This window comes from Rhizobium sp. F40D2 (assembly GCF_051810745.2).
GTDB lineage: Bacteria > Pseudomonadota > Alphaproteobacteria > Rhizobiales > Rhizobiaceae > Rhizobium.
Map to the genome: position 1 here is coordinate 217,366 of NZ_JBPWQX020000001.1, position 15,864 is coordinate 233,229.

Below are 15,864 nucleotides of genomic sequence, written 5' to 3' on the forward strand. Positions count from 1 at the left end.
GGTTTCATTCGTCATGAGCTTGACGGAACGCAGCGAAGGAATGTGACGGATGAACGAGAAAAAATGGCTGGCCGATGAATTCGAGGCGAACCGGGCGCATCTGCGGGCGGCGGCCTATCGCATGCTCGGCTCGCGCAGCGAGGCTGAAGACGCCGTCCAGGAGGCCTGGCTGCGGCTCAATCGCACCGATACGACTGACGTCGGCAATCTCGGCGGCTGGCTGACGACGGTGGTGGCGCGCATCTGCCTCGACATGCTGCGTGCGCGCAAGACCCGGCGCGAGGAGCCGCTGGAGATGCCGGTCCATGCCGCGATTGCCGATCCGGCACATGATCCGGAGCGCGATGCGGCCTTCGCCGAATCGGTCGGCGTGGCGTTGCTGGTCGTGCTGCAGACGCTGGCGCCGGCCGAGCGTGTCGCCTTCGTGCTGCATGACATGTTCGATCTGCCTTTTGACGAGATCGCGCCGATCATCGGCCGCTCGTCTGCCGCCGCCCGGCAGCTCGCAAGCCGCGCCCGCCGCCGAGTGCAGGGCACGGACGAGGCGCCCGATGTCGATTTCGGACGCAAGCGGACGATCGCCGAAGCCTTCCTGACGGCATCGCGCAACGGCGATCTCGAGGCGTTGCTTGCCGTGCTTGCCCCCGATGTCGTCTTCCGGCCGGATGCGACCGCGGCGCGGTTCGGTCCCTTTGGCGGAAGGCGCGGCGCGTCCGAGGTCGCAGAGCTGTTCAAGGGCCGGGCACAGGCGGCGGAAGCCGCGCTCGTCGACGGCGAAGTCGGATTCATCGTCCGCATCGAGGACGAACTGCGCGTCGTCGTGACGCTGACTATCGCCGATGGGAAGATCACGGTGATCGACGCCTTCGCCGATCCGGATTATCTCGAATACGTCGACTATTCCGTGCTTTCCAGCTGAAACGATCCGGTTGCTCTTTCAGGAGGCGCGCTTCAGATTGGCGCGCCTTCGCAGCCATTTTCGCGGCCGCCCTGGTCGCGTCATTTTCCTTGACAGGCGCACCTCCAGCTTTATTCTATTATAAAGATTTATGTAACATAACTGTGGAATTACGCGATATGAGCATGTCCGGCGACCAGGCGAAGAAGCCGCTCCTTCTCACCAATGTGAAACCGATCGCTTTCGGTGCGGGGACTGCGGAAGGGGCGGTCGACATTCTCGTCGATCGCGACGGCAGGATCGCAGAAATCGGTCCGGCGCTCGCCGTTTCTGAGGATGTGACCCGCATCGACGGCAAGGGCGCCTTCGTCTCGCCGGGCTGGATCGACCTGCATGTGCATATCTGGCATGGCGGCACCGACATTTCGATCCGTCCATCCGAATGCGGTCTCGAGCGCGGCGTCACCACGCTGGTCGATGCCGGTTCGGCCGGTGAGGCGAATTTCCATGGCTTCCGCGAATATATCATCGAGCCCTCGCGCGAGCGCATCAAGGCGTTCCTGAACCTCGGCTCGATTGGCCTCGTCGCCTGCAACCGTGTCGCCGAACTCAGGGATATCAGAGATATCGATCTCGACCGCATCCTTGAAGTCTATGCCGAAAACAGCGAGCACATCGTCGGCATCAAGGTGCGCGCCAGCCATGTCATCACCGGCTCCTGGGGCGTCACCCCTGTCAAGCTCGGCAAGAAGATCGCCAAGATCCTGAAAGTGCCGATGATGGTGCATGTCGGCGAACCGCCGGCGCTTTATGATGAAGTGCTGGAGATTCTTGGCCCCGGCGATGTCGTCACCCACTGCTTCAACGGCAAGGCGGGTTCGAGCATCATGGAGGATGAGGATCTTTTCAATCTCGCCGAGCGCTGCGCCTCCGAGGGCATTCGCCTCGACATCGGCCATGGCGGCGCCTCCTTCTCCTTCAAGGTAGCGGAAGCGGCGATCGCGCGCGGGCTGCTGCCATTCTCGATCTCGACCGACCTTCACGGCCATTCGATGAACTTCCCGGTCTGGGACCTGGCGACGACGATGTCGAAGCTGCTCAGCGTCGGCATGCCCTTCGACAAGGTGGTCGAGGCCGTCACCCATGCACCGGCATCGGTCATCAAGCTGTCGATGGAGAACCGGCTTGCGGTCGGCGCGCAGGCCGAATTCACCATTTTCGACCTCGTCGATTCCGATCTCGAGGCGACGGATTCCAACGGCGACGTCTCGATCCTCAACCAGCTGTTCGAGCCGCGTTACGCGGTGATGGGCGCCGATGCGGTCACTGCCAGCCGCTACGTGCCGCGGGCGCGCAAGCTGGTGCGCCATAGCCATGGCTATTCCTACAGGTAGGATCGCCGTCGGGCTTGGTTCGGCGACCGAGAAATGCCTCAGCGGTTGCGCCAGCCCATCAGCTTTTCGATCCGCTCCGCCGAACTGCGCACATGCGCGGTATAGTGGTTCTCGTCGGAAAAAGCCTTCTGTTCCGGCAGCACGATGGAAATGGTGGCGACGCACTGGCCGTCGCGGTCGCAGATCGGCGAGGCGATGCAGGCAACGGCGTAGTCCGATTCTCCCGCCTGGATCGACAGGCGATCCTCGAAAGCCTTACCGGCCGATTCCGACAGCGTCCCGGGATCGATCTCGGCGCGGCCGGTCGGTGAGGAGCGGGCGCAGCGTTTAAACAGTTCGATGCGCTCCTCCTCGGGCAGATGGCCGACGAGCAGACGGCCGGACGCCGTCCAGTTCAGCGGCACGCGGGTGCCGACGCGCGAGGCCACCTGGAAGTGGCTCGGGCCGTCGGCCATGGCAAGCACCAGCATATAGTCGCCGTCGCGGCCGCAGACCTGCACGGTTTCGCCGGCCTGGCGGCAGAGGTCGTGCATTTCGTGGGTGGCGATGCTCATGAAATCCAGCGACCGGGCATAGGCGAGGCCATAGTGATAGAGCCGGGCACCGAGCCAGATCGAGCCGTCCGCCTGGCGCGTCAGCATATTCTTCTCGACCAGATCATCGACGATGACGTAAACGGTCGACAGCGGCGCCTTCACCGCCTTGGCGATGGCATAGACGCCGGCGGGCGAGCCGGTCTCATAGAGATGATCGATCACCTGAAGCGCACGGTCGATGCCGCTGACGCGCGCGCGGCGCGCACCCTTGCCGGCGGCTTCCTCACCATGAACCTCGTCTTCGGCGTAAACTGTGGGTGATGTCTTCCCGTCCAATTCCATGCACCTCGTTAAAACTGCGATCATGTTACATTACTATGGCATAGCGGTCGCTGTGGCAAATCGCAACATTTTGTAGGTTGATCGTGCGGAGGAATGCGGCAGCGGGATCATTCTCTGTACGGTGTGCCCGCTCGGAAAGAACTCCATTAAAAACTTGGAACAACAAACCGCAGCCTGAGTTTGACCCTGAACCCAGGAGGTCATGATGACGAATTATCCGACACCGCCGTTCCCATCCCAGAAACAGCCGATGCCCGGTTTTACCGCGCAGATGGACCCGGTTCCCGACCATGGCGAAAAAACCTATCGCGGTTCCGAACGGCTGAAGGGCAAGCGGGCGATCATCACCGGCGGCGATAGCGGCATCGGTCGGGCGGTGGCGATCGCCTATGCCAGGGAAGGCGCCGATATTGTGATTTCCTATCTTGACGAAGATGAGGATGCCGACGAGACGAAGCGGCTCGTCGAGGAGGCCGGTCGCAAGGCCGTCCTGGTCAGCGGCGATATCCAGGATCCGGCTCTGTGCCGGCAGATCGTCGAAACTGCGGTCAAGCAGCTCGGTGGTATCGATATTCTCGTCAACAATGCCGCCCATCAGGCGAGCTTCAAGAGTATCGACGAAATCAGCGACGAGGAGTGGGAACTGACCTTCAAGGTCAATATCCATGCAATGTTCTACCTGACCAAGGCGGCCGTTCCCCATATGAAGCCCGGCAGCTCGATCATCAACACCGCCTCGATCAATTCCGACAGTCCGAACCCGACGCTGCTTGCCTATGCGACGACCAAGGGCGCGATCCAGAATTTCACTGCCGGCCTTGCCCAGCTTCTGGCCGAGAAGGGCATCCGCGCCAATGCCGTGGCGCCGGGGCCGATCTGGACGCCGCTCATTCCCTCGACGCTGCCTGAGGAAAGCGTCAGCAATTTCGGCAAACAGGTGCCGATGAAACGGCCGGGCCAGCCGGCCGAGCTGGCGACAGCCTATGTGATGCTGGCCGATCCCTTGTCGAGCTATGTCTCCGGCACGACAATCGCGGTCACTGGCGGCAAGCCGATCCTTTGACGCAAGTCGCCTGGGATTGGCGGTTCCGGGTTAAAGACATGCGTGAAACGAGGAGCTGAAGCGGGTCGATCAAAGTTTGACGCGACACGTTTCAGTCCGGCCTGCCGTAGCCACCGCCGGTCGGCGTCGTGACGATCACGGCGTCGCCGGCGGCGAGCATTGCCTGGTCGCAGCCTTCAAGCCTTTCGATCGTGCCGTTCGCGCGGCGGATCTCGGTTTTCCCCAGCTGCCCGTCTTCTCCGCCGAAAAGGCCGAAGGGCCGGATCGTGCGATGCGAGGAGAGAATGCTGCAATCCATCATCTCCAGAAAACGGATCGTGCGCTCGGTGCCGCCGCCGGAACTATACTGTCCCTTACCGCCGGAACCGCGGCGGATGTGGAAATCTTCGAGCACGACAGGAAAGCGGAATTCCAGCACTTCGGGATCGGTCAGCCGCGAATTGGTCATATGCGCGTGCACGCCGTCGGCGCCGCTGAAACCGGTGCCGTCGTTGAGCAGACCGGCTGGGCCGCCGGCGCAGATCGTCTCGTAATATTGATAGGCTGCGTTGCCGAAGGTCAGGTTGTTCATCGAGCCCTGTGCTGCCGCGAGCGTTCCGAGTGCTCCGAACAGCGCATTTGTCACATGCTGGCTGGTCTCGACATTGCCGGCGACGACGGCGGCCGGATACGCCGGGCGCAGCATCGACCCGTCTGGCACGATGATCCGGATCGGCCGCAGGCAGCCGGCATTCATCGGGATCGGCTGCTCGACCATGACGCGGAAGACATAGAGTACGGCGGCACGCGTGACCGGTTCAGGGGCGTTGAAATTGGTCGGCTGCTGCGCGCTTGTGCCGGTGAAATCGACCGTCGCCTCACGCGCCTGCCTGTCGACGGTGATCTTCACCTTGATGACGGCGCCCTGATCGGTGGGATAGGTGAATTCGCTGTCGCTGAGCCGGGCGATCACCCGGCGGACGCTCTCCTCGGCATTGTCCTGCACATGGCCCATATAGGCTTCGACGACGTCGAGCCCGAAATGGGAAACCATCTTGCGCAACTCCTGCACGCCATTTTCATTGGCGGCGATCTGCGCCTCCACATCGGCGAGGTTCTGGGCCGGATTGCGGGCGGGATAGGGATGATCCCGCAGCATCGCCGCGAAGTCCGCCTCACGGAAACGGCCCTTGTCGACCAGCAGGAAATTGTCGATCAGCACGCCTTCCTCGTCGACCTTCGTCGCCCGCGGCGTCATCGAGCCCGGCGCCTTGCCGCCGATATCGGCATGATGGCCACGCGAGGCGACGTAAAACAGGATCACCTCTCCGGCATCGTCGAAAACCGGCGTGACGACGGTAATGTCGGGGAGATGCGTGCCGCCATTATAAGGCGCATTGAGCGCGAAGACGTCGCCCGGGCGGATACGGCCTTCGTTTAGGCGGATGATGGTTTCGACCGAACGGTCCATCGAACCGAGATGCACCGGCATATGCGGCGCATTGGCGACGAGCGCGCCGGTGCGGTCGAAGACCGCGCAGGAGAAATCGAGCCGCTCCTTGATATTGACCGAATGCGCGGTGTTCTGCAGCGTCACGCCCATCTGCTCGGCGATCGCCATGAACAGATTGTTGAAGACTTCGAGCATGACAGGATCGGCGTTGGTGCCGATCGCGGCATGGCGGGCAAGCGAGATCTCGCGGGTGAGGACGATATGGTCGTGGCCGGTAAGCCGCGCCTGCCAGCCGGCCTCGACGACGATCGTCTGATGCGCTTCGATGATAAGGGCAGGGCCTTTGAGGACGGCGCCCGGCTTCAGCGTCTCGCGCCTGAAAATGCCGGCCTCGCGCCATGTACCTCCGGAATAGAAGCGTGTCGTGCGCAGCGCTTCCGGCTCGAAGGCTTTCGCCTCTCTATAAGTTTCCTCGATATCGGCGCCGCCGCCGATGCCCTCGACTTCGATGGAATCGACGACAACGGGCCGGTCTTCGAAGATGAAGCCGAACTGCTTCTTATGAGCGACGGCAAAGGCTTGCACCATCTCCTCCTGAGGCCCGAAGGCGACGGGCAGGGCGGTGTCGGTGCCTTTATATTGCAGGTGCAGGCGGGTGACGACCTCCATCTCGCCGGCCTCGACCCCTTGGAGCGTCAACTCCCCGCGCACCTCCGCCTCCAACCCGGCTCTGATCTCGCCGATCGTCACCAATGCCGTAGCGAGTTCGGTCAGCACCGCGCGCTGGCGGGTGGCGCGGATATCGGCAAGACCCATGCCATAGGCCGAGAGGATGCCGGAGAAGGGGTGAATCAGCACTCTTTTCATGCCGAGGCTATCGGCGACAAGGCAGGCATGCTGGCCGCCGGCGCCGCCGAAACAGGTGAGCGCATAGCCCGAAACGTCATAACCGCGCTGGACCGAGATCTTCTTGATGGCATTGGCCATGTTCTCGACGGCGATGGCGAGGAAACCGTCGGCGGCGTCCTCAGCTGTCCGGCCGCCGCCGATCGTCTTTGCCATCTCGGCAAAGGCGGTGTGCACCGCCTCGGCATCGAGCGGCTGGTCCTGTCCCGGGCCGAAGATCGCCGGGAAGAATTCGGGCAGCAGCTTGCCGGTCATGATGTTGGCGTCGGTGACAGTGAGCGGGCCGCCGCGGCGATAGGATTTCGGGCCGGGCGTGGCGCCGGCCGATTCAGGGCCGACACGGAAGCGCGAACCGTCAAAGCTGAGGATCGAACCACCGCCGGCGGCCACCGTGTGGATCTTCATCATCGGCGCGCGCATGCGCACGCCGGCGACTTCGGTCTCGAAGGCGCGCTCCAGTTCACCGTCGTAATGCGACACATCCGTCGAGGTGCCGCCCATGTCGAAGCCGATCATCTGGCCGAAGCCGGCAATGCGCGACACCTCGACCGCGCCGACCACGCCGCCGGCGGGGCCCGAGAGGATCGCATCCTTGCCCTGGAACAGATGCGCATCGGTCAGCCCGCCGGAGGACTGCATGAACATCAGCTTCGGGCCTTGTCCCTCGACGGCGCCGAGTTCGGTGGCGACCTGATCGACATAGCGCCGGAGAACCGGAGACAGATAGGCATCGACGACGGCGGTGTCGCCGCGGCCGACGAGTTTGATTAGCGGGGAAACGACGTGCGAGGGAGAGATCTGCGTGAAGCCGATCGTGCGCGCGATGGCGGCGGCCCGCTGCTCATGCTCGGGATAGCGGTAGGCGTGCATGAAGACGATGGCGACGGCGCGCAGGCCCTCGACATAGGCGGCTTCGAGCGCCTGTCGCAGGCTGTCCTCGTCGAGCGGGCGCTCCACCGTGCCGTCCGCCAGCACGCGCTCGTCGGCTTCGATGACGCCAGCATAGAGCAGTTCCGGCTTGACGATCTTCTTCGCGAAAATATCGGCGCGGGCCTGGTAGCCGATCTCCAGCGCATCGCGGAAACCCTTCGTCGTCACCAGGAGGGTCGGATCCTCCTTGCGTTCCAAGAGCGCATTGGTGGCGACCGTCGTTCCCATCTTCACCGCGCCGATGCGCTCGGAAGGGATGGGATCACCGGCTTTGAGCCCGAGCAGTTCGCGAATGCCGTGCACGGCGGGGTCGCGATAGGCTTCCGGATTTTCCGAAAGCAGCTTGTGGGCGATCAGCGAACCGTCGGGGCGCCGTGCGACGATATCGGTGAAGGTGCCGCCGCGATCGATCCAGAAATCCCACTGTCCGCCCATCGTCCGGCCTCCTGTTTAACCGGAAATTTATTGACGATTTATCGATAAAATGTCAACGTTTTCTCTCGGATCATGGAGAGTGGACATGGCAGATGGGCGTGGAAGACAAGTGGAAATCGGGCCGATCGTCTCCTCCGCACATCTGGCCGATGGCGCGCTTCCCGCTCTTTCGGAGCTGGAGTTCGGCCTGATCCTCGCCGGCAATGCCTTCGACCGCTGGATGGTACGCTGCATGACGGCGGCTGGCGAGCCTGGATGCGCCCCGATCGACGTTCTGGTGCTGCATTCGGTGGCGCACCGGCAGCGGCCGAAGCGGCTCGGCGATCTCTGCAGCGTGCTCGGCGTCGAGGATACGCATCTGGTGATTTATGCGGTCAAGAAGCTAGAAAGGCGCGGCCTGGTGAAAAGCACGCGGGCGGGCAAGGAGAAGCTGATCGCCGCCACCGAAAAGGGCTTGGAAATCTGCCTGAAATACCGGGCGGTGCGCGAAGCGCTGCTGGTGCAATCGGTCAAGGGGCTGGGGCTCGATGCCGCGGCGGCATCGGCGGTGGCGTCGACGCTCAGGGCGCTTTCCGGCCACTATGATCAAGCAGCAAGGGCCGCCGCCTCTTTCTGACGACAGCCCTTGACGGGGGCAGGGAGAGATCCCCCGAAAATTTTCAGCGGCGTATTCAGCCGAAGCAGGGCATCGCCGGCAGATTGGCGCGGCTTGCGATCGCTCCGATGATGTTGCTGACCGATGTCGAGCGCGGTTCGCGTTTACCGGCGGCCGTCTCCAGGAGTTGCTTGAAGTCTTCAAGCTTCACGCCATCGGCGCGCATCACCATGGCGATCAGGGGGTCGCGAAGGGCTTCGGATATCGTCAGGTCGTCTCTGGTCTTTCTCATGGTTGTCCTCCTTTCGTGGGCGGTCGCCCGTGTTCCACTTTGCGCTGCCGTGTTCTCATTGACTTTCGCGTTTCGTGGTGTTACCGGTAAGTAACAATGCATTTGTTACCGATCGGTCACATCGATGTCAAGGACTACGTCCGCAAAAAAATCAGAAACTTCGAATGAAATCTCCGCAGCCGTTCCAGAAGATCGCATCCCGCCGCGGGAACGTATCGTCTCGACGGCGTCGGAGCTTTTCCGCGAGCGCGGCATCCGCGGCATCGGTGTCGATGCCATCGCCGACGCGGCGCTCACCAACAAGATGACGCTCTACCGGCATTTCGGCTCGAAGGACGAGCTCGTCTGCGAGACGCTGCGCCGCGCCTCGGAAAAGGCGGGTGCGATCTGGCGCGAGCTGGAGGCGGCCTATCCCGGCAACCCGCGCGCCCAGCTCTACGCCTGGGTGGAGATGCGGGCGCAATGTCTGAACGGCGAGCCCGCCGGCTGCGATCTCGCCAATGCCGCCATCGAGCTGAAGGGCGAGGGCCATCCCGCCCACGAGATGATCGAGCGCCACAAGGCCGAACAGCGTGATCGCCTGGCCGCGCTCTGTTCGGCGGCCGATGCGCGCGAGCCGGAGCTTCTTGCCGATACGCTGACGCTGCTGCTCGAAGGTGCGCGCGTCAGCCGCCAGGCCATGGGCGCTGCCAGCTGCTGCGGTCATTTCGCCAAGGCCTGCAATGCGGCGATCGCCTCTTTCGCCTGAACCGGTTTTTCGGGAACCTTACCGCTTCCATACCGTTTTTCCCTCACCGGAGGCCAAGTGGAGACCGGGAGATGAACTACGTCTATCTCAAGCGCCTGTATGCCAAACGCGCCGAACTCGAAGCCAAGCTGGAGCTTCACGATGCGCGCTATTGTTTCGGCGAGGAGGAGGTCGATGACGGCACCGACAGCGACCTGCGTCAGCGGCTGAGCGAAATTTCCGACGAAATCGACGCACTGGAATCAGGCCGAGCCGCTAGAACAGGCTGATTTCACGCCACGCCGGCCTGAATCCTGTTCTAAATTAGAGTGTGCCGAAAATTGTGAGCGGTGTCGGACCACATTGGGTCGACCGGGCCCAAATCTACCTATTCTAGGTTCGGAGGACTTCCATCGTCCGTTCGTCGAATTTCCCTTCATAGAAATGCTCGATCACCCGGTGGAAGGGGGAGCCGTGGTCGCTGATCGCCGCGAACAAGGTCATCGACGAGCGCAGCTTCAGGTCATCAGGTGAACCGAGGATCTCATGGGCGGACTGGCCCTTCACCGACAGGATCGCCTCGACGCAGCGCAGCAGCCGGCTGGAGAGAACGGGATCGGCGAGATAGGCGGTGGCTTCCTCCGCCGAGCGGATCGCATATTTTTCCGCCATCCGCGAGGTGCCGAGACCTGATATCTGCGGGAAGATGAACCACATCCAGTGGGAGGTCTTGCGCCCGGCTTTCAGCTCCGAGAGCGCTTTTTCGTAGACGCCGTTCTGGGCGTCGACGAAGCGGTCGAGATTGTAATCGATATCACCGGCCATGGTCCTTTTCCCTTTTCCTGCATTATGCAGCCTGGGCCAAGGTCTCCATGCCCGGCGAGGTGATCTTACCCGCGCGAGCGGAACTCGCCTTCAGCAGACCCTTTCAGCATACGGGCTGCTCTCACGGCAATGGCCGTAAGGCTGATGGTGCGGCGCGCTGTCGCCGGCGGGGGCAGCGATGGCTGATGTCGTTACCGGGTCCGTCTCATTCGAAGAATATGCGGCGAAACCGACAAAGCTCAAGAGAGCCAGCGCGGCGACCACGACAATGCGCTCGAAGCCCGAAAGTTTCTGGGCGCTGACATGTTCCACATAGTCGCGCTCGCCCAAGCCGGTGGTTTCATCCTCTTTCACATGGAGGGTCACCATATCCTGGCGACGGGTCAAAGTTTCACAATCTGTCATCTAAATTACTCCTGCAACACATGCGGCGCCGGTCTCTCAAGAATAAACTCTCAACCCTCATGGCGGACCGACTCCCGCATGCGTGCAGCATGTGTGTCTTTAATCGCGGCAATTGAAGGGGCAATCTGCAAACTCAGTGTTCAAAAAATCGTCCTAATAAATGCAAAATATCGTGATGCTCTGGCTCGCCGGAATGATCCGGGGTAGTCCAGAGGATCATCTTTCTGTGGATCGTCCCATGAGCAAATCCTACGGCGCGATGTCGGTCGCCCAGCTTTCCGTCCTCATCCAAGGTGGCGCGGCCGATCCGGTCGATGTGGCCGAGGTGGTCTTCGGCACCATCGCTGATTACGCCGACAAGGCGGTCTTCACCACGCTGACCGAAAGCCGCGCGATGGAGGAGGCGCGCGCCTCTTCCAAACGTTTGCGGGAAGGCCGGTCACTCGGATTGCTGGACGGCATTCCTATCGCCTGGAAGGATCTTTTCGATATGGAAGGCCTGGCGACGACAGCGGGTTCCGTCGTGCTGGCCGGAGACGCGCCGGCCAAGCGCGATGCGGCCGTCGTCGCTCTCCTCCGGCAGGCGGGCATGGTCGCTATCGGCCGCACCAATATGAGCGAATTTGCCTTTTCCGGCCTCGGCATCAACCCGCATTACGGCACCCCGGTCAATCCGCGCGGCACCGATCTCCCGCGCATCCCAGGCGGTTCGTCCTCCGGCGCCGGTGTCGCGGTAGCAACCGGCCTGGTGCCGGTGGCGATGGGCACGGATACCGGCGGCTCGGTGCGTATTCCCGCCGCCTTCAACGGCATCGTCGGCTACAAGGCGACCCGCGGCCGTCATGCGATGGACGGCGTCTATCCACTGGCCAAGAGCCTGGATTCGCTGGGGCCGCTCTGCCGCAGCGTCAGGGACGCGGTGTGGATCGATGCGGCGATGCGCGGCCGGATCGCGCCTGATGTCGTCGAACGTCCGCTGCAGGGGCTGGAATTGCTCGTGCCTGAAAATATCGTCTTCGACGGAGCCGAACCCGGCGTAGTGGCCGCCTTCGAGACCGGTTTGGAACGTCTTCAAAGGGCCGGCGTCCATGTTGCCCGTGCCGTCATTCCCGCCTTCGACGCCATTTTCGATCTGATGACGAGATATGGCCCGCTGGTCACCGCCGAAGCTTTCGCGCTTCACCATGAACGCTTGGCGGGACCGGATGCGGACCGGATGGACCACCGCGTCGTCATGCGCACCCGCTTAGGAAGCAGGACGACCCTGGCCGATTACCTGGCGATCCTCGAGGCGCGCAAACGGATGATCGCCGATGTCGAGCGCCTTGTCGGCGACCGGCTGCTCGCCTTTCCGACGGTCGCCCATGTCGCGCCGCCGATCGGACCGCTGGAAGGGGACGACGAACTGTTCTTCGCGACCAACAACAAGACGCTGCGCAACACCGCGCTCGGCAATTTCCTCGACTGGTGTGGGGTCTCCATCCCCTGCGGCACGGGTGCATCCGGCATGCCGGTCGGCCTGCTGCTCTCGGCCACCGCCCGCCGCGACGAAGCGCTGCTGGGAGTTGCCCTTGCCGCGGAGCCGGTCGTCCGTGGCGATTTCGCCTGAGGCGGCAATTGAACCGGCGGGCTTTTATTGCCATTGATGGCAGAAGGAAATCTTGGAGGAAGGCACGTGCAGATCTTGCAAAACGGACGCTTCGCGGTTTCGACGTGGTCGCTGCATCGGCTGCTCGGTGCCATCCATGCCTACAGCCCCGATCCCGACAAAAGTTCTGCGGCGAAAGAACCCTATGGCCCTGGTGCCGCGGCGCTGATCGATATGCCGGCGGCGCTGGCAGCCCGCGGCATCAACCGGCTGGAAGTCTGTTCCTTCCATCTGCCGAGCCTCGACGCCGGCTATATAAGCGAATTACGCGACGCGATGACGGCCTCGAGCGTGCTGTTCCAGACGCTGCTCGTCGAGGACGGCGATCCGAGCCATCCCGAGACGGCCGAACGCGACGTCAGATGGATGGCAAAGTGGATCGATATCGCCGCGGCCCTCGGAGCGCAGAAGATGCGCGTCATCGCCGGCAAGCAGAAGCCGACCGAAGAAAATCTTGCCCGCGCCGCCCGTCACCTCGGCTGGCTGGCTGAAAAAGCCGAAGGCAGCGATGTGCGCATCGTCGTCGAGAACTGGTTCGACCTGTTGCCGTCGCCTGTCGAGATGAACTGGCTGCTGGATCGGCTGGACGGCAAGGTCGGCCTCAACGGCGACCTCGGCAATTGGGCGCCGCCGGCGAAATATGATGGGCTTGCCGACATCATGCGCCGGGCGGAAATCTGCCATGCCAAGGCCGATTATGGCGTTGCCGGCCTCGATGCCGATGATTACCGCAGGTGCCTGGAGATGTGTGAGCGGGCCGGTTACACCGGCCCCTTCACGCTGATCTACGACTCGCCCTTCTTCCCCAACGAATGGGACGGCATCCTGCTGCAAAAGCAGTTCATCGAGGATTTCCTGCGTGAGGCGCCGGCTCGCAGGACGGCTTGATCCCAAAGGATTTCGCCCTCATTCCTGCCGCGGGAACCTCTGGTTTTCCTCGAGCACGTTCAGGTCCATGTGATTGCGCATATAGCGCTCCGAGGCTTTCTGCAGCGGCTGGTAATCCCAGGGATAATAAGCGCCGTTGCGCAGCGCCGCGTAGACCACCCAGCGGCGCGCCTGGCTTTCGCGCACGGCTGCATCGAAATCGGCAAGGTTCCAGCGGCGGTCGGCCTGGTCTGCGAGCCTCGCCAGGGTGTCGGCATAGGCCGGCTTTCCCGCCAGATTGTCGAGCTCCCGCGGATCGGCTTCGAGGTCGAACAGCATCGGCGGGTCCTTCTCGCAGAGCGAAAGCTTGTAGCGCCCGTCCCTGAGGCAGACGAGCGGCGCTTCGGAGCCTTCCGCGGCATATTCCATCGGCACGGGGCCGCGGCTGCCGGCGCCTTCGGCAAGCGCTGCGAGATCCCAGCCCTCCGTCCAGGGTTTCAACGCGGTGATGTCGATCCCGGCAAGACCGGCGAGCGTCGGGGTGACGTCGAGGGTGGAGACGGGCTGATCGATGCGTTTTGGCTTCCAGCCGGGTGCCGCGATCATCAGCGGGACGCGCGCCGATCCTTCGAAGAAGTTCATCTTGAACCAGAGGCCGCGGTCGCCGAGCATGTCGCCATGATCGGAAACGAAGAGGATGACCGTGTTGTCGCACATGCGGGTCCGTTCCAGCACGTCGAGAATGTCGCCGATCTTCTCGTCGACATAGGAAATATTGGCGAAGTAGCCTCGCCTTGCCCGCCGGATTTCTTCCGGGCTAATGTCGAAGGCCTCGTGGTCGCAAGCTTTCATCAGCCGCTGCGAATGCGGGTCCTGTTGCTCGAAGGCAATCGGCGCCACCGCCGGGTCAAGCGCCGGGCAGCCTTCATAGAGGTCCCAGAATTTGCGGCGTGCGACATAGGGGTCGTGCGGATGGGTGAAGCTGACGGTCAGACACCAGGGGCGCCCGTCGTGGGCGCGTGAGAGATCGAACAGCTTGCGGGTGGCGTGGTAGGCGACCTCGTCGTCATATTCCATCTGGTTGGTAATCTCGGCAACGCCGGCGCCGGTTACCGAACCCAAATTGTGATACCACCAGTCGATGCGCTCGCCGGGCTTGCTATAATCGGGCGTCCAGCCGAAATCGGCCGGGTAGATATCCGTCGTCAGGCGCTCCTCGAAGCCATGAAGCTGGTCGGGGCCGACGAAGTGCATCTTCCCCGATAACGCCGTCTGATATCCGGCGGCGCGCAGATGATGCGCATAGGTCGGAATGTCGGAGGCAAATTCCGCGGCATTGTCATAGACGCGCGTCCGGCTCGGCAATTGTCCGGACATGAAGGACGCCCGCGCCGGCGCGCAGAGCGGGCTTGCCGTATAGGTTTTGGCGAAGCGCACGGAACGTTCAGCCAATGCTTTCAGATGCGGCGCATGCAGGAAATCGGCAGGTCCGTCGGGAAACAATGTCCCGTTTAACTGATCCACCATCAGGATGAGAATATTCGGGCGCGCCATGTCTCCGGCTCCTCCTATGCTATTTGAAGATTTTATTGAAACGTCTATTATCGTGCCTGTAAAGACGGCATTTTTGAATGGCTGCATAAAGGAATTTTTATGCCAGACCGCCCGCTTGAGCTTGGATGGATGCGCATCTTTGTCGAGGTCGCAAGACTCGGGAGCTTTTCGTCGGCCGCAGCGCTTCTCGGACTTACCCAGCCAGCCGTCAGCTACCAGATCCGCCGGCTGGAGGAGCAGTTCGGCGTCAGCCTGCTGCGCCGCGAGCATCGCGGCGTCACGCTGACTGCCGAAGGCGAGCGGCTTCTCGACGTCACCGCCAAAGCGGTCGGCGACATCGATGCGCTCGCCCGCAGTTTTCGTGCTGAAGTCCAGAGACCGATCGTTCGGCTCAGAACCGACTATGCCTTTTCATCGCTTTGGCTGATCCCGCGCATGGACGGCTTTCGTCTTCTCCATCCGGAAACGGACATCCAGATCGTCGCGACGCAGCGGTTTGCAGCCGGTTTTCGCGACGAAGCGGATGTCGCGGTTGTTTTTGGCACGCGGGCGGAATTCGGCGCCATCGGTACGCTTCTGCTGCGGGAAAAGGTCGTGCCGGTCTGCACGCAGGGATTTCTCGATCGCAACGGCCCGTTCGAGGATGCGAGGCAGCTTGCCAAGGCGGTGCTGATCAATCTCGACACGCCGATGCCATCGCCCTGGTTCGACTGGCGCAGTTATCTGACCGAATTCTCCGTCCTGCGCGACGCCCATGCCGGCCGCGGCGATATCAGCTTCAATACCTACTCGCTGGTCATTCAGGCTGCGTTGAGCGGGCAGGGCATGGCGATCGGCTGGATGGGGCTGGTCGATACGCTCCTCCACGCGCGCATGCTGGTCGAAGCCGGCCCGCCGCTCGAGTCGCAGGACCGCGGCTACTGGCTGGTGCCGCCGCGATCGGCAAGCGCCCACGGCGAGAAGCTCAGCACCTGGCTGATGAACGAGGCGGGGAAGGTCAGCTAGCTCAAGCCGC

General features: G+C 62.6%; 15 protein-coding genes. 9 read left to right on the forward strand and 6 right to left on the reverse strand.

Going from position 1 to position 15,864, the window contains the following annotated elements:
* The first annotated feature begins 49 nt into the window (after positions 1–49).
* Positions 50–919, forward strand: a complete 870-nt coding sequence (locus ACS4RS_RS23350; protein WP_439013640.1) for a sigma-70 family RNA polymerase sigma factor — start codon at positions 50–52, stop codon at positions 917–919.
* Between the two features lie 164 nt (positions 920–1,083).
* Entirely contained in the window at positions 1,084–2,292 is a 1,209-nt protein-coding gene (locus tag ACS4RS_RS23355) for an amidohydrolase/deacetylase family metallohydrolase (RefSeq protein ID WP_439013694.1), read from the forward strand.
* A 38-nt stretch (positions 2,293–2,330) separates the two neighbouring features.
* Here the strand turns inward: ACS4RS_RS23355 and ACS4RS_RS23360 are convergent, their stop codons facing one another.
* Entirely contained in the window at positions 2,331–3,170 is an 840-nt protein-coding gene (locus ACS4RS_RS23360; protein ID WP_439013641.1) for an IclR family transcriptional regulator domain-containing protein, read from the reverse strand.
* 205 nt (positions 3,171–3,375) lie between these two features.
* On the opposite strand from ACS4RS_RS23360, the gene ACS4RS_RS23365 reads away from it, so the two are divergent.
* A complete protein-coding gene (locus ACS4RS_RS23365) occupies positions 3,376–4,233 on the forward strand; it encodes an SDR family oxidoreductase (RefSeq protein WP_439013642.1) in 858 nt (285 codons plus the stop codon).
* Between the two features lie 91 nt (positions 4,234–4,324).
* On the opposite strand, the gene ACS4RS_RS23370 is transcribed toward ACS4RS_RS23365, so the two are convergent.
* A complete protein-coding gene (locus tag ACS4RS_RS23370; RefSeq protein ID WP_449314035.1) occupies positions 4,325–7,936 on the reverse strand; it encodes a hydantoinase B/oxoprolinase family protein in 3,612 nt (1,203 codons plus the stop codon).
* A gap of 85 nt (positions 7,937–8,021) precedes the next feature.
* Between ACS4RS_RS23370 and ACS4RS_RS23375 the strand changes: the two genes are divergently transcribed.
* Entirely contained in the window at positions 8,022–8,552 is a 531-nt protein-coding gene (locus ACS4RS_RS23375) for a winged helix DNA-binding protein (protein WP_439013644.1), read from the forward strand.
* A gap of 55 nt (positions 8,553–8,607) precedes the next feature.
* On the opposite strand, the gene ACS4RS_RS23380 is transcribed toward ACS4RS_RS23375, so the two are convergent.
* On the reverse strand, positions 8,608–8,823 hold the full coding sequence (locus ACS4RS_RS23380) for a hypothetical protein (RefSeq protein ID WP_439013645.1): 216 nt from the start codon (positions 8,821–8,823) through the stop codon (positions 8,608–8,610).
* A 124-nt stretch (positions 8,824–8,947) separates the two neighbouring features.
* Between ACS4RS_RS23380 and ACS4RS_RS23385 the strand changes: the two genes are divergently transcribed.
* Positions 8,948–9,571 carry a TetR/AcrR family transcriptional regulator gene (locus tag ACS4RS_RS23385; RefSeq protein ID WP_012555168.1) on the forward strand — a complete coding sequence of 208 codons (624 nt, stop codon included), beginning with the start codon at positions 8,948–8,950 and terminating at the stop codon, positions 9,569–9,571.
* A 71-nt stretch (positions 9,572–9,642) separates the two neighbouring features.
* On the forward strand, positions 9,643–9,840 hold the full coding sequence (locus ACS4RS_RS23390; protein ID WP_439013646.1) for a hypothetical protein: 198 nt from the start codon (positions 9,643–9,645) through the stop codon (positions 9,838–9,840).
* A 103-nt stretch (positions 9,841–9,943) separates the two neighbouring features.
* Here ACS4RS_RS23390 and ACS4RS_RS23395 read toward each other — a convergent pair whose 3' ends face one another.
* The gene (locus tag ACS4RS_RS23395; protein ID WP_439013647.1) at positions 9,944–10,375 is read right to left on the reverse strand and encodes a DUF1810 domain-containing protein; all 432 of its coding nucleotides are present in this window, start codon (positions 10,373–10,375) and stop codon (positions 9,944–9,946) included.
* 90 nt (positions 10,376–10,465) lie between these two features.
* Complete coding sequence (locus ACS4RS_RS23400) at positions 10,466–10,744, reverse strand: hypothetical protein (RefSeq protein WP_183778318.1); 279 nt, start codon at positions 10,742–10,744, stop codon at positions 10,466–10,468.
* A 274-nt stretch (positions 10,745–11,018) separates the two neighbouring features.
* Between ACS4RS_RS23400 and ACS4RS_RS23405 the strand changes: the two genes are divergently transcribed.
* Both ACS4RS_RS23405 and ACS4RS_RS23410 read left to right on the forward strand, forming a co-directional pair.
* Positions 11,019–12,389 carry an amidase gene (locus ACS4RS_RS23405; RefSeq protein WP_439013648.1) on the forward strand — a complete coding sequence of 457 codons (1,371 nt, stop codon included), beginning with the start codon at positions 11,019–11,021 and terminating at the stop codon, positions 12,387–12,389.
* A 66-nt stretch (positions 12,390–12,455) separates the two neighbouring features.
* Positions 12,456–13,316, forward strand: a complete 861-nt coding sequence (locus tag ACS4RS_RS23410; protein ID WP_439013649.1) for a TIM barrel protein — start codon at positions 12,456–12,458, stop codon at positions 13,314–13,316.
* 18 nt (positions 13,317–13,334) lie between these two features.
* Here the strand turns inward: ACS4RS_RS23410 and betC are convergent, their stop codons facing one another.
* Complete coding sequence (gene betC, locus ACS4RS_RS23415) at positions 13,335–14,849, reverse strand: choline-sulfatase (protein WP_439013650.1); 1,515 nt, start codon at positions 14,847–14,849, stop codon at positions 13,335–13,337.
* Between the two features lie 99 nt (positions 14,850–14,948).
* Here betC and ACS4RS_RS23420 point away from each other — a divergent pair, with 99 nt between their 5' ends.
* Positions 14,949–15,854, forward strand: coding sequence for a choline sulfate utilization transcriptional regulator (locus ACS4RS_RS23420; protein WP_439013651.1), 906 nt, complete (start codon positions 14,949–14,951; stop codon positions 15,852–15,854).
* Positions 15,855–15,864 lie beyond the last annotated feature (10 nt).